This window comes from Mycobacterium sp. (assembly GCF_046091765.1).
GTDB lineage: Bacteria > Actinomycetota > Actinomycetes > Mycobacteriales > Mycobacteriaceae > Mycobacterium.
Map to the genome: position 1 here is coordinate 1 of NZ_JBJTCF010000129.1, position 25,289 is coordinate 25,289.

Genomic DNA, 25,289 nt, shown 5'->3' on the forward strand with positions numbered 1-25,289 from the left:
CGCCCGCACCCACCACATGCCCACCCGAAAACACACCCGCACCCACCAACGCAACGCCCGAATCCGCCAGGAACGCGCACTCAACCAACGCCGATGGGCCACCCACCCACCACCGTTCTAGGGCTCACTAGTGGGCGGCCGCCCGCTCGGCCAGACCGATGGCGGTGCGCGCCCATGCCGTACTGGCTCCGGCCAGACCACACGACGGGCTGATACCGATCTGCGCGTCGAACACCGACCGCGGGAAGCCGAGCCGGTCGGTGACCGCGGCTGCGGCGGCGGCGATCTCCTCCGCGGAGGGGAAACGCGGCGGTTCGGTCGACGGGACCAGGCCCAGCACCGCGGTGCGCCCGGAGTCCAGGAACTCCCCCAGTCCGTCCAGGGCTCCCTCGCCGAGGACCGCCGGGTCCAGCGACACCGCGCCGACAGCGCTGCCCCGCACCACATTCCACGGGAAGTCTTCGGCGCAGCAGTGCAGCAGCACCTCCCCGCCGGCGGCGGTCGCACACTGGTCGATCAGTCCGGCGGCCACCGCCTCGTCGACCGGGTGCACGGGATTGAGCGCGGTGACGCCGGAAAGCCGCCCGGCCAGCGCGGCGGGCAGCAGCGGTTCGTCGAATTGGACGACCACCGTCGCGGCCAAGCGTCGTGCCATCGCCGCGCGGTGCCGGGCGACGCCCTCGGCCAGCGAGGCCGCCAGGTCGCGCACCGCGCCGGCGTCGGTGATCGCCCGATGCCCGTTACCCAGTTCCAGCGAGGCCGCCAGGGTGACCGGCCCCGGTGCCTGCACCTTGACCGCGCGCCCGTCGGCGGATCCACCCGCCCGCTCCCAGGCCTCCTCGAGGGCGTCGATGTCCTCGTCGAGCAGGCTGACCGCCCGCCGCGCCACCGACCCCCCGCGCGCAGTGATCCGGTATCCGCGAGGGACGGTGTCGATCGCGATGTCGACCAGCAGCGCGCCGGCCCGGCCGATCAGGTCCGCACCGACACCGCGGTCGGGCAGCTCCACCAGATGCGGAAGCCGACTCAGTTCGCCGACCATGATTTCGGCCGCCTGGCGCGGCGCGGTGCCCGGCCAGGAGCCGACGCCGGTCGCGGCCGCGAAGATACTCACCGGCCGAACGTACAGGCCTTAGAGTCTGGGGCGGCATGCCGTCGAGGAGGCCCGTTTGTTGGACAGAGCCCTGATCCACGAGTCGCCGTGGTGGCTGCTCATCGGATTGTTTTTCGTGTTGTTCGCGGGGATCAGCGCGGCCGCCAGGTTCGCGGTGCCCCACGTCACCTCCAAGGATCGCCAGGACCAGGTGACCGACTACGCCGCCAAGATGCTGGGTCCGATCGGCACGACGTTCGCCTTCCTCATCGGGTTCGCGGCGACGATGACATGGTCGGCGATGAGCGCCGGTCAGGAGGCCGTCGACGCCCAGGCGACCTCGGCGCAGCAGCTCGCCTGGGCCACCAAGGCGATCGCCGACAAGACCGGCGCCGCGCAGGTGATCGGTAACCTGGACCGCTACTTGGCCGCCGCGTCCGAACAGGACCCGAAGTTCCTGGCGGTCGGCGACGCCACCGACCTGCCCTCCGCCCAGGCCTTCGACATCCTGCAGCACAGCGTGCACAACGTCGCGTACTCACAGCAGACGACGGCGGCTGAGGCGAACGCGATGACTACCGCCGCCGCTGCACTAACCGCCGCGCAGGCCAAGGTGGCGGCGGTCTCCCAGCGCAGCCTGCCGGGAATGATGACCGGGCTTCTCATCGCCTCAGGTGTGCTGCTGGCGGTGGTGATGGGCGTCGCGGCCGCCGGGGTCTTCCGGCCCTATCTGATGTACGGCTGGGCCCTGGTGTTGGCCATCGCGATGGCTCTCGTTCTGACCCTCGACGTGCCGTTCGGCGGCGGGATCAGGGTGAACATGGGACCGATGGTCGACGTGTCCGGCAACCTGATCGCCGAGCCGCTGAACAAGTAGCGCAATCCGCGCCAGGGCCTACCGTGGAGGGGTGAGGGTCCGGACGTTGGCCTGCTGCGCGGCGGCGGCACTGCTGGTGTCGGGCTGCAGCCGCTTCGTCGACGGACTGGCGGTGCCGAACTTCAGCGAGCCCCCGCCCGGGGTGATCGACGCCGACGAGGTGCTGCTGAGCCCTGAACAGATGCAGGCGATCACCGGGGCCGGCGAGGACCTCACGATCATCCCCAGCATGGACGGCAAATCCCCCGTCGACATCGAGGCGATGGCCGAGGCCGTGCCGCAGGACTGCCGATTCGTCTTCGCCGAGACCCTGACATTCGGCCCCGAACTCGAGGACTTCCACAAGACCAGCTTCCAGAGTCCGGCCAACGGGGCGCTGATCTCCCAGGGCGCGGCGTCCTATCGGGACATCGCCGCGGCGGGCCGCGCCTTCGAGGAGCTCACCGCAGCGATCAAACTCTGCGCGAAGGGATCCATGGGAGAGATGCTGATCGGCGACTGGCAGGCCGGCCCGGCGCTGGCGAGCATGCGCCCCGGTACATGCGGGCGCGAGTACCGCCTCAAATCCACGGTTCTGGTCGAGGTGACCTACTGCGCGTTCCCCCGATCGGTTCCCGCGACCGTGATGACCAACATCCTCAACCGGATTCCGGGCTAGGCGCCGGCGATCGTCGCGCTGCCGATCACCTCGTCGCCGTCCGGATCGGGCCGGTAGAGCACCATGGTCTGACCGGCGGCCACCCCGCGCAGCGGCTCACGCAACGCGACGCGCAACTGCCCACCGGTGTACTCGGCGACGCCCGCCGCGACCCCACCGTGGGCGCGGACTTGAATCTCGCACTCGACCGGTCCCGACGGCGCGCCGCCGGAGGTGAACACCGCCTCACGCCCGCACAGGCGCCAGGTGTCCAGATCCGCGGCAGCGCCGACCCGCACCGTTGCCGACTCCGCGTCGATCGCGGTGACGTAGCGCGGATTTCCGTCCGGCCCCGGCCCGGCGATACCCAGGCCGCGGCGCTGCCCGATGGTGAAGCCGTGCACACCCTCGTGGCGGGCCAGCACGGTGCCCTCGGCATCGATCACCTCCCCCGGCCGCACACCGATGCGGTCGCCCAGAAACGCACGGGTGTCCCCGGAGGGGATGAAGCAGATGTCGTGACTGTCCGGCTTGTCGGCCACCGCCAGACCGCGCCGGGCCGCCTCGGCGCGAATCGCCGGCTTCGGGGTGTCACCAACCGGAAAAGCCGCGTGCCGCAACTGCTCTGCGGTGAGCACCCCCAGAACGTAGGACTGGTCCTTGACGCGGTCGACCGCGCGGCGCAGCCGCCCGTGCTCCAGCCTCGCATAGTGCCCGGTGGCCACCGCGTCAAAACCCAGCGCCAACGCGCGCGCGGCCAGTGCCGAGAACTTGATCCGCTCGTTGCACCGCACGCACGGGTTGGGGGTCTCGCCGCGCGCGTAGGACGCGACGAAGTCCTCGATGACCTCGTCGCGGAAACGTTCGGCGAAGTCCCAGACGTAGAACGGAATTCGGAGCACGTCTGCGACCCTGCGGGCGTCGTCGGCGTCCTCGCGCGAACAACACCCCCGCGAACCGGTTCGCAGCGCATCCGGTGACGCCGACAGCGCCAGGTGCACACCGACCACATCGTGGCCGGCTTCGACCATCCGCGCGGCGGCCACCGCGGAGTCCACCCCTCCGCTCATCGCGGCCAGCACCCTCACCGCAGCACCCCGGCTGAGGACGCGGCGAGTGCGGCCTGACGTGCCCGCTCGACCACTGCCGGCAGCACACCGAGTGCGGCCTCGACGTCGGCGGCGGTGCTGGTGTGCCCGAGGGAGAGCCGCAGCGAGCCGCGCGCCCGCTCGGCGTCGGCGCCCATCGCCAGCAGCACGTGCGACGGCTGGGCGACCCCGGCGGTACACGCCGAACCGGTCGAGCACTCGATACCGTTGGCGTCCAGCAGCATCAGCAGCGAGTCGCCCTCGCAGCCGCCGAAGGTGAAGTGTGCGTTGCCGGGCAGCCGGCGCTCCCCGCGAGGCCCGCTGAGCGCGGTATCGGGTATCGCGCCGAGAACCCCGTCCACCAGCCGGTCACGCAGACCGCGCAGCCGCGCGGCGGTGACGTCGAGGGCACCGACGGCGATGTCGGCGGCGACCGCCATCGCGACCGCCCCGGCCACGTCGGGCGTTCCGGACCGCACGTCGCGTTCCTGACCGCCGCCGTGCAGCAGCGGGACGCAGTCGGTGTCGCGGCGCAGCAGCAGCGCACCCACGCCGGTCGGGCCGCCGAACTTGTGGGCGGTGACGCTCATCGCCGACAGGCCGGAAGCGGCGAAGTCGACCGCGATCTGACCGACGGTCTGCACGGCGTCGCTGTGCATCGGCACCCCGAACTCCGCCGCGACGGCAGCCAGTTCGGCGATCGGCATGATGGTGCCGACCTCGTTGTTGGCCCACATCACCGAGACCAGCGCGACGTCCTCGGGATCGGTCAGCGCCTCGCGCAGCGCCGCGGGGGTGACCGATCCGTCGGCCGCGGTCGGCAGGAAGGTCAGTTCGGCACCCTCGTGGTCGGCGAGCCAGGTGACGGCGTCGAGCACGGCGTGATGTTCGACGGCGGTGGTGACGATGCGGCGCCGGCGCGAATCGGCGTCCCGGCGCGCCCAGAAGATTCCCTTGACCGCGAGGTTGTCGCTGTCGGTGCCGCCGGCGGTGAAGATCACCTCCGACGGCCGCGCCCCCAGTCGGGCGGCGATACTCTCCCGGGACTCCTCCAGACGCCGGCGCGCGGTGCGCCCGGCGGTGTGCAGCGAGGAGGCGTTACCGACCTCGGCCAGCGCAGCCGCCATCGCCTCGACGGCGGCGGGATGCATCGGAGTGGTGGCCGCGTGGTCGAGATACACCGATCGGGTCTCGCTCATGGCCAGTTCAGGATACCGGCCGCAGGTGCCCCTCAGACGTGCTGGACCCGAGGCCCCCGCAACGCCGACTCGCAGCGGCTGGACAGGTCGCGCCGGTCCGCGCCGGGCAGTTGCAGCGCGCCCACCTCGACACGGACCACGGTGCGGCGCTCCCGCGCGGTCCGGAACAGCGAGGCCCACAGCGGTTCGGAGCCGAGGAACGCCGTGACGGTGGAGGGCCGGCCGTCGCTGTGCTCGTAGACCAGGCGCAGCGGCTGCACGGGTCGGCCCGCATCGACGGCGGCCTGGAACAGTGCCGGCCGGAACGGCCCGTAGCCCAGCCCGCACCACGTGGTGCCCTCCGGGAACGCGACGACCGTCGCGCCGGCATCCAGGCGCCGGGTGACGGTCGCCACCACCGCCGGCAGGCTGCGCAGGCTGGTGCGGTCGATCGGAATGATGTCGGCCATCCGGGCCAGCACCCCGATGGCCGGCCAGTTCACCACGTCGGCGCGGGCGACGAAGGCGCCCGGGAACAGTGCTCCGATCGCGAACACGTCGACCCACGACACGTGGTTGCTGACGACGAGCACGCCCTTGAGGTTGCGGATCGGGCCACCCGAGACCGCGATGCGCAAACCCAGGCAGGTCAGCATCAGCCGGCAGTAGACCCGCAGCATCCGGTGCCGGCCGGGGATCGGCAGCGTGAGCAGTGGCAGCACGCACAGCAGTGGCAGGGCCACCGCCAGTCGCAGCACCGCACGCACCGCTGCGCGGAGCGGTTCGACCGCCGATCCCAGGCCGGCCCCGAGGCAGCGCACATCGCACGACGCGCGTGGGAACCACGCGTGTTCTCTCACGTGGCCGCGGCCGACCGCAGCCGGTTGAGGTAGCGCACATCGGCCCGGCGTTTGTCCAGCAGCGCCGGGAAGTCGGCGACGCCGAACTCGGGGTCGTGCGCGGGTTCACCGCAGATCTGTGCGCCCAGCCGCAGATAGCCGCGCATCAGCGGCGGGATGATCGGGCGGTCGGGCGCCTCGATGGCATCGAGGCCCAGTCCGTCGATCACCACCGGGCGATACGGCCGGACGGTGTGCTCGGGTGCGACGGCGTGGCGGCTTCGCACGAAATCGCGCACTCCGCGGATCTGGCTTCCCGGCGCGCCGATGCCGTGGGTCGGCACCGATACGCATCCGACAACGTGGTCGTAGCCACACCGGTCCAGGTAGGCCAGGATGCCCGCCCACATCATCAGCACGACAGCTCCGTTGCGATGGTCGGCGCGCACCACCGCGCGGCCCATCTCGACCATGGACGGTCGCAGCGGGTCCAGTGCGGTGACGTCGAATTCGGTTGCGGTGTAGAGACCGCCGGCCGCGATGGCGCCGGGCGGCGGCAGCATCCGGTAGCAGCCGACCACCTCCCCGCAACGCTCTTCCCGGACCAACAGGTGGTCGCAGTGCTCGTCGAACCGATCGGCGTCGAGGCCGTCGCCGGAACCGGCGGGGTCGAGACTGAACCCGGGCTCGGTCGAGAAGACGTGGCAGCGCAGGCGCTGCGCGGCTTCGACGAGGTCGGGATCAGACGTCAGCAGAAGCGTGTAGCGCGGACCTTCGGGTCCGCTGTCATCGGTCGGCTCGGGGGCGATCAGGACGGAGGCAGCGCTCACGACTCGCACGGTACTGAGCCGGTAAACGCGACAACGACGTGTCCGTTACATGTCGGACAACGCTCGGTGACGAAACGCCCCGCGGGACGCTACCCTTTGCGGGCCTTGACCGCCTCGGTCAACTGCGGCGCCACGCTGAACAGGTCACCGACGATCCCATAGTCGGAGATCTCGAAGATCGGGGCGTCCTCGTCCTTGTTGACCGCGACGATGGTCTTGGAGGTCTGCATACCGGCGCGGTGCTGGATCGCCCCGGAGATGCCCAGCGCGATGTAGAGCTGAGGCGACACCGTCTTGCCGGTCTGACCGACCTGGAACTGTCCCGGGTAGTAGCCGGAGTCGACCGCCGCGCGCGACGCGCCGACCGCGCCGCCCATCGAGTCCGCCAGCTCCTCGACGACGCTGAACTTCTCGGCGCTGCCGACCCCGCGCCCGCCGGCGACCACGATGGTGGCCTCGGTCAGTTCCGGCCGGTCCCCGGCGACGGCGGGTTGGCGGGCCACGATCCTGGTCGCGTTGGCCGCCGGTGCGGGCACCTCGACGGCCACCTGCTCACCGGCAGCGGCCGACGGCTGGGCCTCCACGGCGCCGGGACGCACGGTGATCACCGGAACCTCGGCGGTCACCTTGGCCTCGACGGTGAACGCACCGCCGAAGATCGAGTGCACGCCGGTGCCGTCGCTCTTGACCTCGACGACGTCGGAGAGCACACCGGAGCCGATCGCGGCCGCAAGCCTGCCGGCGATCTCCTTGCCGTCGGCGGTGGCGGGCAGCAGCACCGCGGCCGGGCTGGCCGATTCCACCAGCGCGGCCAGCACGTCGACGAACGGGGTGATCAAGTAGTTCTCGGCGTCGGAGGACTCGGCCACGTAGATCTTGGCCGCACCGGCGGCCTTGAGATGCTCGGCCAGTGGCGCCGCGGTGCCGGGAGCGCCGATCACCACCGCACTGGGCTCCCCCAGCGCACGCGCGGCGGTGATCAGTTCGTCGGTGACCTTCTTGACCGCACCGTCGGAGTGCTCAACGAGCACCAGCACTTCAGCCATGACGCTTCTCCTCGATGATCTGGGCGACTAAATGATTTTCTGGGCGACCAGGTACTCGGCGATCTTCTTGCCGCCCTCGCCTTCGTCGGACACTTTCTCCCCGGCACTCTTGGCCGGCCGCGGTGCCGCGGAGAGCACCTTGGAACCGGCGTTGTTCAGGCCGGCCTCTTCCGCACCGACCCCGATCTGATCCAGGGTCAGCGTCTGCACCTGCTTCTTCTTGGCCGCCATGATCCCCTTGAAGGACGGGAAGCGCGGCTCGTTGATCTTCTCGTGCACGCTCACCACCGCGGGCAGCGTGGCCTCCAGGGTGAGTACACCCTCGTCGGTCTCCCGCTGGCCGGTGATCTTGTCGCCTTCGACGGCGACGGTGCGCATGTGGGTCATCTGCGGCAGACCGAGGTAGTGGGCGATGATCGCCGGAACCGCACCCCCGGTGCCGTCGGTGGCCTGGTTGCCCGCGATGACCAGGTCGGCGGGGGGCTCGATCTGACCCAGCGCGTGGGCCAGGATCCAGCCCGTCTGCACCATGTCCGAGCCGGCCACCCGGTCGTCGAGAACATGGACGGCCTCGTCAGCACCCATGGACAGCGCCTTGCGGATCGCCTCGCCGGCGCGCTCGGGGCCCAGCGTCAAGACGATGACCTTGACCTCGCGTCCCTCGGCGGCACCTCGCTCCTTGATCAGCAGCGCTTCCTCGACGGCACGCTCGTTGATCTCGTCGAGGACGGCATCGGCGGCCTCGCGGTCGAGGGTGTAGTCACCATCGGACAGCTTGCGTTCCGACCACGTGTCCGGGACCTGCTTGATCAGCACCACGATGTTGGTCATGGCCACGGCTCCTTTGTCTTCGGGTTCGTTATGTGTCTACCTGACAGCAGAAACGCTTATCAAACTATGTTACCGACCGGTAACTTAGCCCGGTTCGCTCCACCACGATAACCCCACCGGCCCGGATAGCCGCAGGCCCCGTCCAGACCTCCGAGTTCGCGATACCCGCCGGCCGGGTTAGCCTTGCCTCTCGATGAGCGCTCACCCGACCGACGCCCGGGCCGGCCTGCCGCTGACCGGCGAGCGGACCGTTCCCGGCCTGCCCGAGGAGAACTACTGGTTCCGTCGCCATGAGGTCGTCTACCGCCACTGCGTGGACATCTGCGCTGATCGGGAGATACTCGAGGCCGGGTGCGGGGAAGGCTACGGAGCGGACCTGATCGCCGCGACGGCGCGCCGGGTGGTGGCCGTCGACTACGACGAGGCCACGGTTTCGCACGTGCGCGCCCGCTACCCGCGGGTCGAGGTCGTCGCCGCGAACCTGACCGCGCTGCCCCTGCCGGACCAGTCGGTCGATGTTGTGGTGAACTTCCAGGTCATCGAACATCTGTGGGATCAGCCACAATTCGTCGCCGAGTGCTTCCGGGTGCTGCGACCGGGCGGGCGGCTGCTGGTCTCCACGCCCAACCGGATCACCTTCACCCCGGGCAGCGACACCCCGGTCAACCCGTTCCACACCCGCGAACTCAACGCGGCTGAACTCTTCGAACTGCTCGCCGACGGCGGCTTCGCGGTCGAGGGCGTGTACGGCGTTTTTCACGGCCCGGAGCTGACCCGCAGAGACGCCCGCCACGGCGGCTCGATCGTGGACGCGCAGATCGCCCGTGCGCTGGCCGACGCGCCTTGGCCGGCGGATCTGCTGACCGATGTGGCGGCGGTGCGCTGCGCGGACTTCGACATCCTGCACGCCGAGCACTGCGACATCGACGCGAGCCTGGATCTGCTGGCGATCGCGATGCGCCCGTGACAGCGTCGGCGCGCGTCCCCGGGCAGTTCAGCCTCGTCCTGCACACCCACCTGCCCTGGCTTGCCCACCACGGCCGCTGGCCGGTCGGTGAGGAGTGGCTCTACCAATCCTGGGCGGGTGCCTACCTGCCGCTGCTGCGGGTGCTGCGCAGGCTCGCCGAGCAGGGCCGTCAGGGAATGCTCACCCTGGGCCTGACCCCGGTGGTCACCGCGCAACTCGATGATCCCTACTGCCTCGACGGGATGTATCGCTGGCTGGCCAACTGGCAGCTGCGAGCGCTGGAGGCGGCCACCGTTCGGACCGACACCGGCGCCGCGCCGGGCACCGCATCCGCTCCGGATGCGTTGCGCCGCTTCGGGACCCGCGAGTACGGCGAAGCGACCCGTGCGCTGGAGGATTTCACCGTGCTGTGGCGGCACGGCGCAAGCCCTCTGCTGCGCGAGCTGATCGACGCGGGGACCGTCGAACTTCTCGGCGGTCCGCTGGCGCACCCTTTCCAGCCGCTGCTGAATCCGCGCCTTCGGGAATTCGCGTTGCGCGAGGGTTTGGCGGACGCGGCACAGCGCTTCGCCTACTCGCCCACCGGAATCTGGGCACCGGAGTGCGCCTATGCGCCGGGGATGGAGCACGACTACGCCACGGCCGGGGTGAGTCACTTCATGGTGGACGGACCGGCACTGCACGGCGACACCGCGCTGGGCCGCCCGGTGGGCAACAGCGACGTGGTGGCCTTCGGCCGCGACCTGCAGGTCAGCTACCGGGTGTGGTCCCCGCGTTCGGGCTATCCCGGCCATGCCGCCTACCGCGACTTCCACAGCTACGACCACCTGACCGGGCTCAAACCCGCGCGGGTCACCGGACGCAACGTGGCTCCGGACGTCAAGGCGCCCTACGACCCGCAGCGCGCCGACCGCGCGGTCGACGGTCACGTCGCCGACTTCGTCGACGTGGTGCGCCGGCGCCTCATCGAGGAGTCCGATCGCATCGGACGACCGGCGCACGTCATCGCCGCGTTCGACACCGAACTGTTCGGGCACTGGTGGTACGAAGGCCCGACCTGGCTGGAGCGGGTGCTCACCGCGCTGCCGGAGGCGGGTGTGCGTGTCGGTACCCTCACTGACGCCATGGCAGCCGGATTCGTCGGCGCGCCAGTCGATCTGCCGGCCAGTTCGTGGGGCTCGGGCAAGGACTGGCAGGTGTGGTCGGGACCCCGGGTGGCCGACCTCGTTCAGCTCAACGCCGAGGTGGTGGAGACCGCGCTGGGCACGGTGGACAAGGCGCTGGCCCAGACCGACACCGCGCCGACCCGCGACCCGGTCGCCGATCAGATCCTGCGCGAGACACTGCTGACGGTGTCCAGCGACTGGCCGTTCATGGTCAGCAAGGACTCCGCCGCCGACTACGCGCGCTATCGCGCCCAGTTGCATGCGCACGCCACCCGCGAGATCTGCGACGCGCTGGCCTCGGGCCGGCGCGAGGTCGCCGTACGCCTGGCGAACGGATGGAACGCCGCCGACGGATTGTTCGGCGCGCTGGACGCCCGGCGACTACCGCGGTGAGCGCATGAAGATCCTGATGGTGTCGTGGGAGTACCCGCCCGTGGTGATCGGCGGTCTGGGACGCCACGTCCACCACCTCGCTACCGCGCTCGCCGGCGAGGGCCACGAGGTGGTGGTGCTCTCCCGCCGGCCCGCCGGCACCGACCCCGCCAGCCACCCCACCACCGACGAGATCGTCGACGGGGTGCGGGTCATCGCCGCCGCCCAGGACCCGCACGCCCTGGATTTCGGTACCGAGATGATGGCCTGGACGCTGGCCATGGGCCACTCCATGACCAGAGCCGGACTCGCGCTGCACACCCACGGCTGGGTACCCGACGTCGTGCACGCACACGACTGGCTGGTCGCCCATCCCGCGATCGCGCTGGCCGAGTTCTTCGACGCTCCGTTGGTGTCCACCATCCACGCCACCGAGGCGGGCCGGCACTCGGGGTGGGTGTCGGGCCCGGTCAGCCGCCAGGTGCACGCCGCCGAGTCGTGGCTGGTGCGGGATTCCGATTCGATCATCGCGTGCTCGGCCTCGATGGCCGACGAGATCACCGAGTTGTTCGGCCCCGGGCTGGCCCAGATCAGCGTGATCCGCAACGGAATCGACGTCGGCCGCTGGCCCTTCGCGTTGCGCCGGGCGCATGCCGGTCCACCGGAGCTGCTGTTCTTCGGGCGCCTCGAATACGAGAAGGGCGTGCACGACCTCATCGCGGCGCTGCCGCGAATCCGCCGCGACTATCCCGGAACCACTCTGACCGTCGCCGGTGACGGCACCCAGCAGGACTGGCTCACCGAAGTCGCCCGCAAGCACAAGGTGCTCCGGGCCGTTCGTTTCGCCGGGCGCGTCGAGCACGAACAGTTGCTGGCGCTGCTGCACCGCTGCGACATCGCCGTACTGCCCAGTCACTACGAACCGTTCGGCATCGTGGCGTTGGAAGCCATCGCGGCCGGCGCCCCGCTGGTCACCTCCGACGTCGGCGGTCTCGGCGAGGCGGTGATCGACACCAACACGGGTCTGTCCTGTCCGCCGCGCGACGCCGAGGCGTTGGCGGGCGCGGTCTGCGCCGCGCTTGCCGATCCGGGCGCGGCCCAGCGGCGGGCGCTGACCGCACGGGAACGGCTGACGTCGCAATTCGACTGGCACACCGTGGCCGCCGAGACCGCCGCGGTCTACCTGGCCGCCAAGCGTCGCGACCGGGAGCCGCATGCGCTGCGGCCGGTCGCCGAGCACGCCCTGCCGGATCGCTGAGCGCCGACCCTAGCGCGCGGCCTTCTTGCGTTCGATGTCGGCGAGGTTGGCGGCAAGCTCGGCGCGCTGAGCCGCGGACGTCTCCCAGGACAGCTTGCGGTTTTTGACCACTTTGGCCGGCGAGCCGACCGCGATCGAGTAATCCGGGATGTCGCCCTTGACCACCGCGTGCGCGCCCAGCACGCAGCCGCGCCCGATGGTGGTGCCGCGCAGAATGGTGACCTTGGCCGCGATCCAGGTGTCCGGACCGATGCGGACCGGGCTCTTCACGATTCCCTGGTCCTTGATCGGCACCTCGATGTCGTCCATTTTGTGGTCGAAGTCGCACACGTAGCACCAGTCGGCCATCAGCGCCGAGTCGCCGAACTCGATGTCCAGGTAGCAGTTGATGACGTTGTCGCGGCCGAACACCACCTTGTCGCCGAAACGCAGCGACCCCTCGTGCGCGCGGATGGTGTTCTTGTCGCCGATGTGCACCCACCGACCGATCTCCAGCTGAGCCAACTCGGGGGTGGCGTGGATCTCCACGTCCTTGCCCAGGAACACCATGCCGCGGGTGATGATGTGCGGATTGGCCAGCTTGAACTTCAGCAGCCGCCAGTACCGCACCAGATACCAGGGCGTGAGGGCGCGGTTGGCGATCACCCACCGCAGCGAGGCCAGGGTCAGGAAGCGGGCCTGCCGCGGGTCGCGCAACCGCGAACCCCGCCACCGCTTGTGAAGCGGTGCGCCCCACATGGTCGTCATGGCCGCAAAGCCTAACCGCCCGGCGCGGCCGCGAAACAGGCCGGGCGGAATTGCCCGAGTTCTACTCGGTGGTCGTCCCGTCGAAATGCTCGTGTGCGGCCGAGGCTGCCGCGCTCGTCGCGTGAACCGTCCCGTCCCTGTGCTCGGGCGGCCCGTAGATGGTGTAGAGCCGCAGCGTCGCGGTACCGGTGTTCTTCACGTTGTGGCTGGCGCCCTGCGGAACGACGATCCCGTCGTCAGCCTTCACCTTGTTGCACTTCCCGTCGATCCAGACTTCGCCCTCGCCGGTCTCGATGCGGAAGAACTGGTCGATGTCGTGGTGAACCTCTTCTCCGATCTCGTCGCCCGGTTCGATGGCCATGAGGACGAGCTGGAGGTTGGCACCGGTGTAGAGAACCCGCCGGAAGTCGTCGTTGGTCTCGGTGAGTTCCTCGATGTTGCGGACGAACCCCTTCATATCAGGCCTCCTCAGGCTGCATCCGGGCCGGCGTGGCGGCGGCTCCAACCCGAGCTTAGACAAGCAAGACCCGGTGGGTTGAGGTGTTTGATCGCGACAAACGGTTAGTCTCGCGGGGATGGCAGGGACACCGGTACCGCGGCGGATCTGGGCGCTGACCTCGACAGCCCTGCTGACCGTCACGCTGGGCGGCTGCGGGTCCACCGACTCGTGGGTGAACGCCTCACCGGCGCGGGGATGGCCGGCCCCCTATGCCGACGCGGCCAACAGCAGCTACACCGAGACCGCGGGCGCCACGGCCCTGACGCTGCGGTGGAGCCGCTCGGTCAAGGGTGAGCTGGGCGCGGCGGCCGCGCTGGGTGCCGAGGGCTATCTGGCCGTCAACGGGCAGACCGCCGGAGGGTGCTCCCTGATGGTCTGGGAGAACGACAACAGCGGCCGTCAGCGCTGGTGCACCCGGATGGTCCTGGGCGGCGGCTTCGCCGGGCCGCTGTTCGACGGCTTCGACAACCTCTATATCGGTCAGCCCGGCCTGATGCTGTCCTACCCGCCCACGCAGTGGGTCCGCTGGCGCACCAACGTGATCGGAATGCCCACCACGGCACGCTTCCTCGGTGACGGCCGACTGCTGGTGGTCACCCATCTGGGTCAGGTCCTCGTCTTCGACTCCCACCGCGGCGAGGTGGTCGACACGCCGCTGGACCTCGTCGCCGGTGTCGACCCGACCGATGCCACCCGCGGGCTGGCCGACTGCGCGCAGTCCCAGCCGGGCTGTCCGGTCGCCGCGGCGCCGGCCTTCTCGCCGTCCACCGGAATCCTGGTGGTCACGGTGTGGCAGCCGGGTGCGCCGGCGTCGGTGCTGACCGCGCTGCGCTACCAACCCGGGGCCGCCCCGCTGCTGGCCCCGGCGTGGACCAGCGACGCCGTTTCGGCCGGCGTGCTGGCCAGCCCCGTTCTCTCCCCCGACGGGCGCACCGTCTACGTCAACGGCCGGGATCGTCGGCTGTGGGCGCTGGACACCGCCAAGGGGGAAACGAAATGGTCTGTCGCCCTTGGTTTTCAGCCGCAGACCCCGCCAAGCGTCGCCCCCGACGGCATGATCATCGTCGGCGGCGGGCCTGATTCTCAGCTGGTGGCCCTGCGCGACACCGGCGACGGGGCGCAGCAGGTGTGGCGCCGCGATGAGGTGAGCCCGCTGACCACCGCGAGCAGGGCCGGACCGCGCGCCGCCTACACCGTCGTCGCCGGCCCGGCGGGCGGCCTGTCGCTGCTGGTGTTCGACCCCGCCGACGGCCGAACGGTCAACAGCTATCCGCTGCCGCAGGCCGAGGGCTCTCCGGTCGGGGTGTCGGTCGGTGTCGATCGCCGGGTGGTCGCGGCCACCCGCACCGGAGGGGTCTACAGCTTCAGTCCCTAGCCGCTACACCTGTAGCGGGGGTATCGCATCCCTGGGCAGCGCCACCGACGCCTCACCGGCGTAGGACGGCAACATCTCGGCACGGCCGAAGAAGAAGATCAGCGAGTCGTCGGTGATCGCGAAGTTCTGGTAGTGCGACGGGTTCAGGCCGTCGCCCGGTGAGACGGCACCGCTCAGCCCGGTCTGCTGCTCCAGTTGGCGCGCGACCAGGGGGAAGATCGTGTCCAGCGGCCGGGAGTCGGCGGCGAACAGGGTGTCGAAGGTGACCGGCCTGCCGGCGCCGACGTCATAGGTGAAGCTCTTGTACCAGGTCGTCGGGTGCGCGCTGCCGATGTCCTGGAACAGGGTCAGCACCACGCTTCGGGTACGGCTGGAGCGGAAGGATGCGGCCGTGACGTCCATCTCGTAGGGAAGGTTGCGCGAGCCCGGGGTTTGCGCGACGTTGAGAAAGCCCTCCCGGGCCTCGGCCAGGTAGTCCAGGATCGCCTGCTCGTCGGGGTAGTCCAGCGGGAACCTGATGTCCATCCGGTAGGCCGCATCCGTGAGCGCGACGCGGCAGACGTCGTTGTCGACCGTCCCGCCCAGGCCCGCGCACGAACCGGGCGCGCCGGCGGCCGCGGCGGCGGGCGCGAGCAGCACCAAGCCCGCCGCCAGCAGGGCGCCTCCGCGCGGCATCCGCATTGCGCCAGCCTACCGGCAGACGAACACCACAGCCCGGGCTTTGGCGGCCCGGCCGATGCGGGTGACCACCAACGTCAGCGGGTGCGATCCCGCCGGCCGCAGGCGCCGGCGCAAGTCGTCCGGATCGACATCGACACCGCGCACCAGGATCTCCAGTGACCCGCAGTCGTAGCGTGAAAGCCACTGACGCAGAACGTCTTCGCGCAGGGGCAACTCCTCGATCACCTCGAACCCCCGCACACCGTCGGGCAGGATATCCCCGGTGAGATAGGCGATGTCGGGGTCGAGCTGCCACAGCCCGTGCCGGGCCGCGTACTGACGCACCAGACCGGCGCGCACCACCGCGCCGTCGGGGTCGAGGATCCACCGGCCCGGCGCGCCGACGACGCAGTCCTGCGGGTCGAGGTCGGTCAGGGTCTGCTCACCGCCGACACCGCCGGTGAGGACCGTGGCGCGCCGGCGCACCCGGGGCTGGGCCAGCGACGCCGGCCACAGGCAGGCCTCCCGTACCGAGCCGGCCGCCGACGTCACCTCGATCTCACCGTCGAAACCCAGCCGGCGCACGGCGTCGAAGTCGATGCCCGGGGCGCACTTGACCACCGCGTCGCGGCCACGGTAGACCTCGAGCAGTTCGTCGAGCGGGGGCAGGTAGGACCGCGGGTCGAACCGCCGCCGGCCGCCGGCTCGGCGGGCGGGGTCGAGCAGGACGACGCAGTCCCGGCTGACCGGTCGCAGCGCATCGGCCCGGCACAGCGGCACCCGGCCGCCCAGGTTGTGGCGGGCCATCGCCAGCCGCACCGCATCGATATCGCTGCCCAGCAGGTCCCGCGCGGTGGGCAGCAGGGCGGCCAGTTCGGTGCCGACCGAACAGGTCGCGTCGTGCACGGCGACTCCGGCCAGCCGCCGCGCCCGGTGGCCGGCCACCACCGCGGCGGTGGCCTGCTGGAGGGCGTCGTCGGTGAACAGCCAGCCCGGCGCGCCCGGGGCGTCGGCCAGACCGGCGAGCTTCACCACCGCCCGGCGGCGCAGCAGCGTGGTCTCGATCAGGACGCCGGCCCGGTCGCCGTACCGGTCACGGACGGCGGCCACGTCCGCGAGCCGGGTGGCGTCGGTGAGCGCACATCCGCCGACGTCCGTCAGCGCAGCCGCACCGGCCGCACTGCTCAGATAGGCGACATCGGCGAGAGTGAATCTCAGTGCGGTTTAACCCCGGTGATCATCGCGTTGTAGTACCACGATGGGGGCACCACGCGGCGCCACACGTTGTCGTCCAGCCAGTTCAGCGTGGTCCAACTGGTGAGCGCGAACTTCGCCCAGCCGTAGCCCAGCCGGCCCGCCGGAACGGCAGCCTCGACGGTCCGCAGCGGCCAGCCGAGCATGGCGGCGGTGAATTCGGTGGTGGTGGTGGAGACTTCCACCGCACCGGCGGCGCGGGCCATCCGCTCCAGCGCGGCGGGGTCGAAGGTGTGCAGATCGACGACGGCCTCCAGGGCCGCGGCCCTGGAGGACTCGTCGAGCTCGGTCTGCGGCCGCCGCCATCCCCCGAGGCCGGGCAGCCGCATCGCGGTGGTGGCCGCCTTCCAGGTCAGGGTCGACAGCCTGCGGGCGTAGCGGTTGCCGACCGTGGTCGGTTCGCCGGCGAAGACCAGCCGACCCCCGGGCTTGAGCACGCGAACCACCTCGCGCAGCGACTTCTCCACGTCGGGGATGTGGTGCAGGACGGCGTGTCCGACCACCAGATCGAAGCTGTTGTCCGCATAGGGGATCCCCTCGGCGTCGGCGACCCGACCGTCGACGTCCAGACCCAGCGACTCACCATTGCGCACGGCCACCCGCACCATGCCCGGCGAGAGATCGGTGACCGATCCGCGCCGGGCCACCCCGGCCTGGATCAGATTGAGCAGGAAGAATCCGCTGCCGCAGCCCAGTTCCAGGGCGCGGTCGTAGGGCAGCGCGCGCAGTTCGGAGGGCGGCACCGTCGCATCGAAGAGGTTGCGGGCGTAGTCGACGCAGCGCTTGTCGTAGGAGATCGACCACTTGTCGTCGTAGTTCTCGGCCTCCCAGTCGTGGTAGAGGACCTGCGCGAGCTTGGAGTCGGTCAGCGCGGCCTGCACCTGCTCGGCGGTGGCGTGCGGGTTGGGCTTCGGAGCCCTGGGGGGCTTGGCGTCCGTGCTCGTCATGCGGGCAGCCTAGCGAGCGGGCGGGGCGGGCGGCGCGCCCGGGGACGCGTCGATCCGGGCTTTGACCGCGGCCAGCGCGGCCGGTGCGGTCTCGACGAACCGGGCGGCCCAGCCGACGGCGGTGTCATAGACCTGGTCGGGTCCGACCAGCTCCTCGACCAGGCCGAGGGCCAGCGCCTCCTCGGCGCCGACGAAACGCCCGCTGAACGCCAGCTCCTTGGCCCGCGCCGGACCGACCGCCCGCACCAACCGCGCGCATCCGCCGCCGCCGGGCACCGGGTCAGCCGGGGTCCCGGTAGGAATACCGGAGAGAACTTCCGTGGCGCCGAGTTTGGCGTTGTCGCCGCAGACCCGCCAGTCGGCCGCCAGGGCCAGACTCAGTCCGGCCCCCAGCGCGTAACCGGTCACGGCGGCGACGGTGGGTTTGGGAATCGCGGCCACGGCCTCGATGGCCTGGCGGCGGACCCGGTCGGCGACTTCGGCCCCGGCGGGACTCAAGGTGTGCAGCTCGGGCAGATCGTCGCCGGCGCAGAAGATCTCGTGGCCGCCGAACAGGATGACCGCACGGATGTCGGAGCGCTCGGCCACCTCGGCGGCGGCCGAGGCCAGCTCGCGGTAGGCCTGGCGGGTCAGCGTGTTGCTCGGCTCGCGGGTGAGCACGATCGTCCCGATACCCGGCTGTTGTGCGCGCAGGTGCACCCCGACGAACTCGCGCATCCTCAGTCCTCTCCGCGGGAACGACCGGCGCGGCGTCGGCGGGCGGCGTTGTACCGGTCGCTGTCGAAGAACTCGATCTCCCAGTTGTCCTGGTGCACGGTCAGTTTGGGCAGCACCTTGGCGATCCGGCGCTCCAGGGCGAGGACCTCGGGCACGCTCCTTCCGGTCAGCGAGTCCAGCTGGCTCCAGGTCGGCGGCAGCAACACCGCGCCGCCGGTGGCGAAGTCCTCGATGACCATCTCGGGCCTGGCCCATCCGGCCTGATCGGACTCGGTGTTCTCGCCATCGGCGCGCTGACCCTGCGGAAGCGCGCCGACGAAGAAGTAGGTGTCGTAGCGCCGGGTGCGTTCCTCCTCCGGAGTGACCCAGTTCGACCACGGCCGCAGCAGATCCGCGCGCAGCACCAGCTTCTGCTGGCGCAGGAAGTCACCGAAGGACAGCGTGCGGTCGGCTAACGCACTGCGGGCTCGGTGGTACACCGACGCGTCGCCGACGATCCCGTCGGGGTCCGCGGCCGGGCCGGCGAAGAGCACCCCGGACTCCTCGAAGGTCTCCCGCGCCGCCGCGCACACCAGGGCGGCGGCGAGATCGGGTCCGACCCCGAAATGCTCGGCCCACCACGCCGGTTCGGGTCCGTACCAGGCGCCGTGCCGGGCCAGGTCTGTATCGCGATCGCGGTCGTCGACGCCGCCGCCGGGGAACACCGTCATTCCCGCGGCGAACTCCATGGCGCTGTGCCGGCGCATCAGGAAAACCGACAGCCCGTCGGGGGTGTCGCGGATCAGCATGACGGTCGCCGCGGGGCGCACCGGCAGCGGTTCGGGTCGGTCGCTCACACGCTCCTCCGGTGCGCCGCTCGGCTTCGCGCCCGCCGCGCGAAGTAGCGGCCGTCGACGCTGTCCACCGCGATGGACTGTCCGAAGGCCGCGGACAGGTTCTGCGCGGTCAGGGTGTCCGGCAGCAGCCCGGCCGCCACCACCGAGCCCTCGGCGAGGATCAGGCAGTGGGTGAAGCCGGGCGGGATCTCCTCGACGTGATGGGTCACCAGCACCAGTGCCGGTGCGTCCGGGTCGGCGGCCAGGTCGGCCAGCCTGGCGACGAGTTCCTCGCGCCCTCCGAGGTCGAGCCCGGCGGCGGGTTCGTCGAGTAGCAGCAACTCGGGGTCGGTCATCAGCGCCCGCGCGATCAGCACCCGTTTGCGCTCCCCCTCCGAAAGGGTGCCGTAGCTGCGGTCGGCCAGATGTTCGGCCCCGACGCTTTCCAGCGTGTCGATCGCGCGCTCGTAGTCGATCTCCTCGTAGCGCTCGCGGAAGCGTCCCAGCACGGCGTAACCGGCCGACACCACCAGGTCCCGCACCACCTCAGCGTCGGGCACCCGCGCGGCCAGCGCGGAGCTGCTCAGGCCCACCCGCTGACGCAGTTCAGCCATGTCGGCCCTGCCCAGTCGCTCCCCGAGCACGGTCGCCGCGCCCGCGGACGGGAACTCCATCGCCGCGGCGATCCTCAGCAGCGAGGTCTTGCCCGCACCGTTGGGTCCGATCACCACCCAGCGTTCGTCGAGTTCCACCTGCCAGGACAGCGGCCCGACCAGGACCCGGCCGCCGCGGCGGAGGCTGACGTCGGTGAAGTCGATCAGCAGGTCGTCCTCGACTGGCACCCGCCTATCGTGCCGCATGGCTCAGTCCGGCGGGATCTCCACCCGCCGCAGCACCCCGTCGACCGCATCGGCGACCTCGATTTCCGCCCGGGTCACCCCGAGAATGAACAGCACGGTGTCCAGGTAGGGGTGACTCAGCGACGCGTCGGCGACCTCACGCACGGCGGGTTTGGCGTTGAACGCGACGCCCAGGCCGGCGGCGGTGAGCATGTCGATGTCATTGGCGCCGTCGCCGACCGCGACCGTCTGCTCCATCGGCACGCCGACCTGCTCGGCGAAGTCCCGCAGCGCCTTGGCTTTTCCGGCCCGGTCGATGATCGGGCCCCGCACCCGCCCGGTGAGCACGCCGTCGACGACCTCCAGGTCGTTCGCCGCGACGAAGTCGAGCATCAAGTCGTGGGCCAGCGGCTCGATGATCCGGCGGAAACCGCCGGAGACCACACCGCAGTGAAAACCCAGCCGGCGCAGCGTGCGGATGGTGGTCCGGGCTCCCGGGGTCAGCTGCAGCTCCTCGGCGACCTCGTCGAGAACCTGCGCGGGCAGGCCTGCCAACGTCGCGACCCGCTTGCGCAGCGAGTCGGCGAAATCCAGCTCACCGCGCATCGCCGCCTCGGTGATGGCGGCCACCTCCGCGCCCGCACCGACCCGGTCGGCCAGCATCTCGATCACCTCGCCCTGGACCAGGGTCGAGTCGACGTCGAACACGATGAGGCGTTTGGCCCGGCGTTCGAGGCTGTAGCGCTCGACGGCGATGTCGACTCCCTGGCGGGCCGCGACCCCGGCGAGGTTGGCCTGCAGATCCTCACCCGCCCCCGACGGCACCGTGACCCGCAGCTCCAGACCGGTCACCGGGTAGTCGGAGACACCGCGGATGAAGTCGATATTGCCCAGGGCCGCGACCTCGCGGGCCACCGCGCCGAACGCCGCCGGGGTGATCGGCCGGCCGAGAACGACGATCGTGTGCGTCGACGGCTCGGCGATGACGGGCACGTCCTCGCTGCGCTCGATGGTCACGTCCAGGCCCATGCGCTGGATGGCGGCGGTGACCTGCGCACGCAACGCGTCGCCGTCGGCCACCTGCGGCGAGCCGGAGACCAGAACGCCCAGGGTGAGCCGATCGCGGATGACGACCTGTTCGACGTTGAGCAATTCCACATCGTGGGCGGACAGCACCTCGAAGAGCGCCGACGTCACACCCGGCTTATCGATCCCGGTGACGGTGATCAACACCGACACCCCGTCTGTGTCCATGCGGAGCGCCGAGAGCGGCGACCCTCAGACGCCGGCCTTGGCCTCGACCTCCGCGTGGTGCGAGCGCCCGACGTGGGCCTCCCGGCGTATCCGCTCCACCATGTGCGGGTAGTGCAATTCGAAGGCCGGGCGCTCCGAGCGGATCGGCGGAAGTTCGGTGAAGTTGTGCCGCGGCGGCGGGCAGGACGTCGCCCACTCCAGGGAGTTGCCGTGACCCCACGGGTCGTCGACCGTCACCACCTCGCCGTAACGCCAGCTCTTGAACACGTTCCAGAAGAACGGAAGGATCGACAGGCCGACGAGGAACGCGCCGACCGAGGAGATGGCGTTGAGGGTGGTGAAGCCATCGCTGGGAAGGTAGTCGGCGTAGCGGCGCGGCATACCCTCGTCACCCAGCCAGTGCTGAACCAGGAATGTCAGATGGAAGCCGATGAAGGTCATCCAGAAGTGCACCTTGCCCCAGCGCTCATCGAGCAGCCGTCCGGTCATCTTGGGGAACCAGAAGTAGATGCCCGAGTAGGTGGCGAACACGATCACGCCGAACAACACGTAGTGGAAGTGGGCGATCACGAAGTAGCTGTCGCTGACGTGGAAGTCCAGCGGCGGGCTGGCCAGCAGTACACCCGACAGACCACCGATGAGGAAGGTCAGCAGGAAGCCGTTGGCGAACAGCATCGGGGTTTCGAAGGAGATCCGGCCACGCCACATCGTGCCGATCCAATTGAAGAACTTGATTCCGGTGGGCACCGCGATCAGGAAGGTCATGAACGAGAAGAACGGAAGCAGAACCGCACCCGTCACGTACATGTGGTGCGCCCACACCGCGACCGACAGGGCGGCGATGGCGATCGTGGCGTAGATCAGGGTGGTGTAGCCGAACACCGGCTTCCGAGCGAATACCGGGAAGATCTCCGACACGATGCCGAAGAACGGTAGCGCGAGGATGTAGACCTCGGGGTGTCCGAAATACCAGAACAGGTGCTGGAACAGCGTCACGCCGCCGTTGGCGGGGTCGTAGATGTGCGCTCCGAGGCGGCGGTCGGCCGCCAGGCCGAAGAGGGCGGCGGTGATCAGCGGGAAGACCAGCAGCACCAGGATCGAGGTGACGAAGATGTTCCAGGTGAAGATGGGCATCCGGAACATGGTCATACCCGGGCAGCGCATGCAGACCACCGTGGTGATCATGTTGACCGCGCCCAGAATGGTGCCCAGGCCGCCGACCGCGACGCCGAGGATCCACAGGTCACCACCGGGACCCGGACTGTAGGTCTGGTGGGACAGCGGGACGTAGATCGTCCAGCCGAAGTCGGCGGCGCCGCCGGGGGTGATGAACCCACCCAGGGCGATCAGGGCACCGCAGACGAACAGCCAGAACGACAGCGCATTGAGCCGCGGGAAGGCCACGTCCGGAGCGCCGATCTGCAGCGGCAGCACCAGGTTGGCGAACCCGAAGACGATCGGGGTCGCGTAGAACAGCAGCATCGCCGTGCCGTGCATGGTGAACAGCTGGTTGTACTGCTCGTTGGACAGGAACTGCAGCCCGGGGGCCGCCAGCTCGGCGCGGATGAACAGGGCCATCAGGCCGGCGACCGCGAAGAAGATGAAGCAGGCGACGATGTACATGATCCCGATCAGCTTGTGATCGGTGGTGGTGAGGACCTTGTAGATCAGGTTGCCCTTCGGCCCGGTCCGGGCCGGGTAGGGGCGGGTGGCCTCGAGTTCTCCGCGAGAGGGCACAACGGCTGTCAAGGGATCCTCCAACCATCTGTGGAACGCGGCAGCGCTCGCGGTTTGAATCTACGGCGAATTCTATCCTCAGACCAGCCCCGTGGTGCGCCCGGTCGGCCATTCCGCGCCCGGGTGCTACGGTCGCGCCCGTGCTCCTGCGCCCGCTGTCGGCCGGCCTCGCCGCAGTCCTGGTGACGTGCCTGGTCAGCGGCTGCGCGCGGGGCGCCGACCAGCCGGCCGCCGGACCCCCGGGCGGCCCGGTGACCAGCACCACCAAGATCGCCTCCGCCGGGGTCCTGGGCAACCAGCGCCGTCCCGACGAGTCCTGCCCGGCCGGGCCGGTCCGGCCCGACCCCGCGCCCGCACCCGACCCGACCCGCATCGTCGCTCTCGCCGGCGGCGATCTGGACGCCCTGTGCGCCCTGGGCCTGCAGTCCCGGATCGTGGCCGCCGCGCTACCCGACGGCGCCGCCACACCGCCGTCCTATCTCGGGTCGGTGGTGCACGACCTGCCCGCGGCGGGCACCCGCGGCGAGCCCGACCTCGCCGCGATCGCCGCCGCCACGCCGGATCTGATCCTGGCCGCGCGGGCCGAGCAGCCGTTGTCGGCGATCGCTCCGACGGTGCCGACCGGCGCCCCGGGCGACCGCTGGCCGGACACCCTGCGCGCGGTGGGTGCTGCGACGGGCCGGCGGGCGGCCGCCGACGAACTGCTTGCCGGGTTCGAGGCGCAGGCCCGTGAGGCCGGAGTCGCCAACGACGCGGTGCACTTCCAGGCTTCGGTGGTGCAGTTCACCGACACCGCGATGCGGGTCTGGGGCGCGGTGAACTTCCCGGCCAGCGTTCTGGCCGCCGTCGGGGTGGACCGCCCCGCGGCGCAACGGTTCACCGACCGGCCCTACCTGGAGATCGGAATCACCGACGCCGACCTGGCCCGCTCGCCGGACTTCTCGGCCGCCGACGGCGACATCGTCTACCTGTCCTTCGCCTCGCCGGCGGCCCGCGACCGGGCCCCGCAGATCCTGCAGAGCGACGCCTGGCGTGCGCTCTCGGCCAACCGGGACAACCGGGTGTTCGTGGTGAACAACGAGGTGTGGCAGACCGGGCAGGGCCTGATCGCCGCCCGCGGGATCGTCGAGGATCTGCGCTGGCTCAATGCGCCGATCAACTAGCGCACGTAATTCTCGCCGGTCGCGCGCACCGTCACGTCGCTGATGGTGATCCCCCACGGCTGGTCGATGACGTGCACCACCGCATCGGCGAGGTCCTCGGGGGTGATCAGCCAGTACTGTGTCGAGTCGACGTCGGTCTGCTCGGGTCGCAGCGAACCGGCCAGGAAGTTGCCCAGATTCTCGGCGAACTGCGGTCCGTTCTGCCCGGCCAGTGCCATCACCGCGGTCTCGTTGACGACCCCGCCGGCGAGGTTGGTGCCCAGCACGCCGGTCGGCTTGACGGTGGTCACCTTGATCCGGCCCTGGGCCTCGACACGCAGCGCATCCGACAACGCGGTCACCGCCGCCTTGGTGGCGCAGTAGACCCCCGCGCCCTCCACCCCGCCGTTGCCGTAGATCGACGAGATGTTGACGACGTGCCCGCGACCCTGGGCGATCATCTGGTCGTAGACCGCGCAGATGCCGTTGACCACGCCCTTGACGTTGATGTCGATCGCCCGGTGCCAGCGCTGCCAGGCCCGCTCGTGGTCGGCGAAGTAGGCCAGTGGCATCACTCCGGCATTGTTCACCAGCACGTCGATGCCCCCGAAGGCCTGCACGGCCGCCGCCGCACCCGCCTTGATCCCGGCCAGGTCCGCCACGTCGGCGGTGTGGGCCAGCGCCTGCCCGCCGCCCGCGCGGATTGCGTCGATCACCTGCCCGAGGGCCTCGGCGTCGACGTCGATCCCCAGCACCCGGGCACCCGCGGCGGCGCAGCGCGCAGAGATGAGCCGGCCGAAGCCGCTCGCGGCACCGGTCACGATCACGACCCGGTCGGTCAGATGTCCTGTCATGACCACCATTCAACCGTCCGCCCGCACCCGCCTACGCTCGGGTGATGAGTACCGTTCCCGCCTACGCCGCGACCTCGGCCACCGAGCCCCTGACGAAGACCACCATCACCCGCCGCGCCGTCGGGCCGCATGACGTCAAGTTCGACATCCACTTCGCGGGCATCTGCCACTCCGACATCCATACTGTGCGCGCGGAGTGGGGTCAGCCGAACTACCCGGTGGTGCCCGGACACGAGATCTCCGGAATCGTCACCGAGATCGGTTCGG

At 70.4% G+C, this 25,289-nt stretch carries 26 protein-coding genes; 8 read left to right on the forward strand and 18 right to left on the reverse strand.

Going from position 1 to position 25,289, the window contains the following annotated elements:
- Positions 1–127: 127 nt before the first annotated feature.
- The gene (locus tag ACKOB8_RS14615; protein ID WP_526378490.1) at positions 128–1,114 is read right to left on the reverse strand and encodes a uroporphyrinogen decarboxylase/cobalamine-independent methonine synthase family protein; all 987 of its coding nucleotides are present in this window, start codon (positions 1,112–1,114) and stop codon (positions 128–130) included.
- 55 nt (positions 1,115–1,169) lie between these two features.
- Between ACKOB8_RS14615 and ACKOB8_RS14620 the strand changes: the two genes are divergently transcribed.
- Together ACKOB8_RS14620 and ACKOB8_RS14625 are read left to right on the forward strand one after the other, a co-directional pair.
- The gene (locus tag ACKOB8_RS14620) at positions 1,170–1,970 is read left to right on the forward strand and encodes a bestrophin-like domain (RefSeq protein ID WP_526378492.1); all 801 of its coding nucleotides are present in this window, start codon (positions 1,170–1,172) and stop codon (positions 1,968–1,970) included.
- A 31-nt stretch (positions 1,971–2,001) separates the two neighbouring features.
- Positions 2,002–2,628: a sensor domain-containing protein gene (locus tag ACKOB8_RS14625; RefSeq protein WP_526378494.1), complete on the forward strand. Its 627-nt coding sequence runs from the start codon at positions 2,002–2,004 to the stop codon at positions 2,626–2,628.
- Here ACKOB8_RS14625 and mnmA read toward each other — a convergent pair.
- The 6 genes from mnmA to ACKOB8_RS14655 form a co-directional block, all read right to left on the reverse strand.
- Complete coding sequence (mnmA, locus tag ACKOB8_RS14630; protein WP_526378496.1) at positions 2,625–3,695, reverse strand: tRNA 2-thiouridine(34) synthase MnmA; 1,071 nt, start codon at positions 3,693–3,695, stop codon at positions 2,625–2,627. The genes ACKOB8_RS14625 and mnmA overlap by 4 nt on opposite strands.
- Positions 3,692–4,894 (reverse strand): cysteine desulfurase family protein, encoded by a 1,203-nt coding sequence (locus ACKOB8_RS14635; protein ID WP_526378498.1) that lies wholly within the window; start codon positions 4,892–4,894, stop codon positions 3,692–3,694. Before ACKOB8_RS14635 ends, mnmA begins: the two co-directional genes overlap by 4 nt.
- 32 nt (positions 4,895–4,926) lie before the next feature.
- Positions 4,927–5,733 (reverse strand): lysophospholipid acyltransferase family protein, encoded by an 807-nt coding sequence (locus tag ACKOB8_RS14640; protein ID WP_526378500.1) that lies wholly within the window; start codon positions 5,731–5,733, stop codon positions 4,927–4,929.
- Positions 5,730–6,542, reverse strand: coding sequence for a GNAT family N-acyltransferase (locus ACKOB8_RS14645; RefSeq protein WP_526378502.1), 813 nt, complete (start codon positions 6,540–6,542; stop codon positions 5,730–5,732). Before ACKOB8_RS14645 ends, ACKOB8_RS14640 begins: the two co-directional genes overlap by 4 nt.
- Positions 6,543–6,631: 89 nt before the next feature.
- The gene (locus tag ACKOB8_RS14650; protein ID WP_526378504.1) at positions 6,632–7,588 is read right to left on the reverse strand and encodes an electron transfer flavoprotein subunit alpha/FixB family protein; all 957 of its coding nucleotides are present in this window, start codon (positions 7,586–7,588) and stop codon (positions 6,632–6,634) included.
- 27 nt (positions 7,589–7,615) lie between these two features.
- Positions 7,616–8,419 (reverse strand): electron transfer flavoprotein subunit beta/FixA family protein, encoded by an 804-nt coding sequence (locus ACKOB8_RS14655; RefSeq protein WP_526378506.1) that lies wholly within the window; start codon positions 8,417–8,419, stop codon positions 7,616–7,618.
- A 193-nt stretch (positions 8,420–8,612) separates the two neighbouring features.
- On the opposite strand from ACKOB8_RS14655, the gene ACKOB8_RS14660 reads away from it, so the two are divergent.
- From ACKOB8_RS14660 to ACKOB8_RS14670, 3 genes are read left to right on the forward strand one after another with little or no spacing between them, the layout of a single operon-like run.
- Complete coding sequence (locus tag ACKOB8_RS14660; RefSeq protein WP_526378508.1) at positions 8,613–9,386, forward strand: class I SAM-dependent methyltransferase; 774 nt, start codon at positions 8,613–8,615, stop codon at positions 9,384–9,386.
- A complete protein-coding gene (locus ACKOB8_RS14665; protein WP_526378510.1) occupies positions 9,383–10,945 on the forward strand; it encodes a 1,4-alpha-glucan branching protein domain-containing protein in 1,563 nt (520 codons plus the stop codon). Before ACKOB8_RS14660 ends, ACKOB8_RS14665 begins: the two co-directional genes overlap by 4 nt.
- A 4-nt stretch (positions 10,946–10,949) precedes the next feature.
- Positions 10,950–12,182, forward strand: a complete 1,233-nt coding sequence (locus ACKOB8_RS14670; protein WP_526378512.1) for a glycosyltransferase family 4 protein — start codon at positions 10,950–10,952, stop codon at positions 12,180–12,182.
- Between the two features lie 9 nt (positions 12,183–12,191).
- On the opposite strand, the gene ACKOB8_RS14675 is transcribed toward ACKOB8_RS14670, so the two are convergent.
- Both ACKOB8_RS14675 and ACKOB8_RS14680 read right to left on the reverse strand, forming a co-directional pair.
- A complete protein-coding gene (locus ACKOB8_RS14675; RefSeq protein ID WP_526378514.1) occupies positions 12,192–12,929 on the reverse strand; it encodes an acyltransferase in 738 nt (245 codons plus the stop codon).
- A gap of 61 nt (positions 12,930–12,990) precedes the next feature.
- Positions 12,991–13,386, reverse strand: coding sequence for a cupin domain-containing protein (locus ACKOB8_RS14680; protein ID WP_526378516.1), 396 nt, complete (start codon positions 13,384–13,386; stop codon positions 12,991–12,993).
- Positions 13,387–13,504: 118 nt separating this feature from the next.
- On the opposite strand from ACKOB8_RS14680, the gene ACKOB8_RS14685 reads away from it, so the two are divergent.
- A complete protein-coding gene (locus tag ACKOB8_RS14685; RefSeq protein WP_526378518.1) occupies positions 13,505–14,803 on the forward strand; it encodes a BamB-related PQQ repeat family beta-propellar protein in 1,299 nt (432 codons plus the stop codon).
- Between the two features lie 3 nt (positions 14,804–14,806).
- Here ACKOB8_RS14685 and ACKOB8_RS14690 read toward each other — a convergent pair whose 3' ends face one another.
- Genes ACKOB8_RS14690 through ctaD form a run of 8 tightly spaced genes read right to left on the reverse strand, consistent with a single transcriptional unit; the run spans position 14,807 to position 23,038 of the window.
- Entirely contained in the window at positions 14,807–15,484 is a 678-nt protein-coding gene (locus ACKOB8_RS14690; protein WP_526378520.1) for an esterase, read from the reverse strand.
- 9 nt (positions 15,485–15,493) lie between these two features.
- On the reverse strand, positions 15,494–16,681 hold the full coding sequence (locus tag ACKOB8_RS14695; protein ID WP_526378536.1) for a THUMP-like domain-containing protein: 1,188 nt from the start codon (positions 16,679–16,681) through the stop codon (positions 15,494–15,496).
- A complete protein-coding gene (locus ACKOB8_RS14700) occupies positions 16,678–17,664 on the reverse strand; it encodes a class I SAM-dependent methyltransferase (protein WP_526378522.1) in 987 nt (328 codons plus the stop codon). Before ACKOB8_RS14700 ends, ACKOB8_RS14695 begins: the two co-directional genes overlap by 4 nt.
- A 9-nt stretch (positions 17,665–17,673) precedes the next feature.
- Complete coding sequence (locus tag ACKOB8_RS14705) at positions 17,674–18,381, reverse strand: enoyl-CoA hydratase (protein WP_526378524.1); 708 nt, start codon at positions 18,379–18,381, stop codon at positions 17,674–17,676.
- A 2-nt stretch (positions 18,382–18,383) separates the two neighbouring features.
- Positions 18,384–19,169: an NUDIX hydrolase gene (locus tag ACKOB8_RS14710; RefSeq protein WP_526378538.1), complete on the reverse strand. Its 786-nt coding sequence runs from the start codon at positions 19,167–19,169 to the stop codon at positions 18,384–18,386.
- 44 nt (positions 19,170–19,213) lie between these two features.
- Entirely contained in the window at positions 19,214–20,056 is an 843-nt protein-coding gene (locus tag ACKOB8_RS14715; protein WP_526378526.1) for an ABC transporter ATP-binding protein, read from the reverse strand.
- 3 nt (positions 20,057–20,059) lie between these two features.
- Complete coding sequence (gene serB, locus ACKOB8_RS14720) at positions 20,060–21,289, reverse strand: phosphoserine phosphatase SerB (RefSeq protein ID WP_526378528.1); 1,230 nt, start codon at positions 21,287–21,289, stop codon at positions 20,060–20,062.
- 24 nt (positions 21,290–21,313) lie between these two features.
- The gene (ctaD, locus tag ACKOB8_RS14725) at positions 21,314–23,038 is read right to left on the reverse strand and encodes an aa3-type cytochrome oxidase subunit I (RefSeq protein ID WP_526378530.1); all 1,725 of its coding nucleotides are present in this window, start codon (positions 23,036–23,038) and stop codon (positions 21,314–21,316) included.
- Between the two features lie 134 nt (positions 23,039–23,172).
- Here ctaD and ACKOB8_RS14730 point away from each other — a divergent pair, with 134 nt between their 5' ends.
- The gene (locus tag ACKOB8_RS14730) at positions 23,173–24,189 is read left to right on the forward strand and encodes an ABC transporter substrate-binding protein (protein WP_526378540.1); all 1,017 of its coding nucleotides are present in this window, start codon (positions 23,173–23,175) and stop codon (positions 24,187–24,189) included.
- Here the strand turns inward: ACKOB8_RS14730 and ACKOB8_RS14735 are convergent.
- Positions 24,186–25,022, reverse strand: coding sequence for an SDR family oxidoreductase (locus tag ACKOB8_RS14735; protein ID WP_526378532.1), 837 nt, complete (start codon positions 25,020–25,022; stop codon positions 24,186–24,188). The two genes, ACKOB8_RS14730 and ACKOB8_RS14735, sit on opposite strands and share 4 nt — an antisense overlap.
- 44 nt (positions 25,023–25,066) lie before the next feature.
- On the opposite strand from ACKOB8_RS14735, the gene ACKOB8_RS14740 reads away from it, so the two are divergent.
- Positions 25,067–25,289, forward strand: a 223-nt coding sequence (locus ACKOB8_RS14740) for an alcohol dehydrogenase catalytic domain-containing protein (protein WP_526378534.1), incomplete at its 3' end; no start/stop codon positions are given.

Bases quoted from the DNA above. Each gene is read 5' to 3' on its own strand.
- ACKOB8_RS14735 (WP_526378532.1), bottom strand. From the start codon at position 25,022: ATGACAGGACATCTGACCGACCGGGTCGTGATCGTGACCGGTGCCGCG.
- serB (WP_526378528.1), bottom strand. From the start codon at position 21,289: ATGGACACAGACGGGGTGTCGGTGTTGATCACCGTCACCGGGATCGAT.
- ACKOB8_RS14675 (WP_526378514.1), bottom strand. From the start codon at position 12,929: ATGACGACCATGTGGGGCGCACCGCTTCACAAGCGGTGGCGGGGTTCG.
- ACKOB8_RS14655 (WP_526378506.1), bottom strand. From the start codon at position 8,419: ATGACCAACATCGTGGTGCTGATCAAGCAGGTCCCGGACACGTGGTCG.
- ACKOB8_RS14715 (WP_526378526.1), bottom strand. From the start codon at position 20,056: ATGCGGCACGATAGGCGGGTGCCAGTCGAGGACGACCTGCTGATCGAC.
- ACKOB8_RS14690 (WP_526378520.1), bottom strand. From the start codon at position 15,484: ATGCGGATGCCGCGCGGAGGCGCCCTGCTGGCGGCGGGCTTGGTGCTG.
- ACKOB8_RS14660 (WP_526378508.1), top strand. From the start codon at position 8,613: ATGAGCGCTCACCCGACCGACGCCCGGGCCGGCCTGCCGCTGACCGGC.
- ACKOB8_RS14685 (WP_526378518.1), top strand. From the start codon at position 13,505: ATGGCAGGGACACCGGTACCGCGGCGGATCTGGGCGCTGACCTCGACA.
- ACKOB8_RS14680 (WP_526378516.1), bottom strand. From the start codon at position 13,386: ATGAAGGGGTTCGTCCGCAACATCGAGGAACTCACCGAGACCAACGAC.
- ACKOB8_RS14650 (WP_526378504.1), bottom strand. From the start codon at position 7,588: ATGGCTGAAGTGCTGGTGCTCGTTGAGCACTCCGACGGTGCGGTCAAG.
- ACKOB8_RS14670 (WP_526378512.1), top strand. From the start codon at position 10,950: ATGAAGATCCTGATGGTGTCGTGGGAGTACCCGCCCGTGGTGATCGGC.
- ACKOB8_RS14635 (WP_526378498.1), bottom strand. From the start codon at position 4,894: ATGAGCGAGACCCGATCGGTGTATCTCGACCACGCGGCCACCACTCCG.
- ACKOB8_RS14705 (WP_526378524.1), bottom strand. From the start codon at position 18,381: ATGCGCGAGTTCGTCGGGGTGCACCTGCGCGCACAACAGCCGGGTATC.
- ACKOB8_RS14710 (WP_526378538.1), bottom strand. From the start codon at position 19,169: ATGCTGATCCGCGACACCCCCGACGGGCTGTCGGTTTTCCTGATGCGC.
- ACKOB8_RS14700 (WP_526378522.1), bottom strand. From the start codon at position 17,664: ATGACGAGCACGGACGCCAAGCCCCCCAGGGCTCCGAAGCCCAACCCG.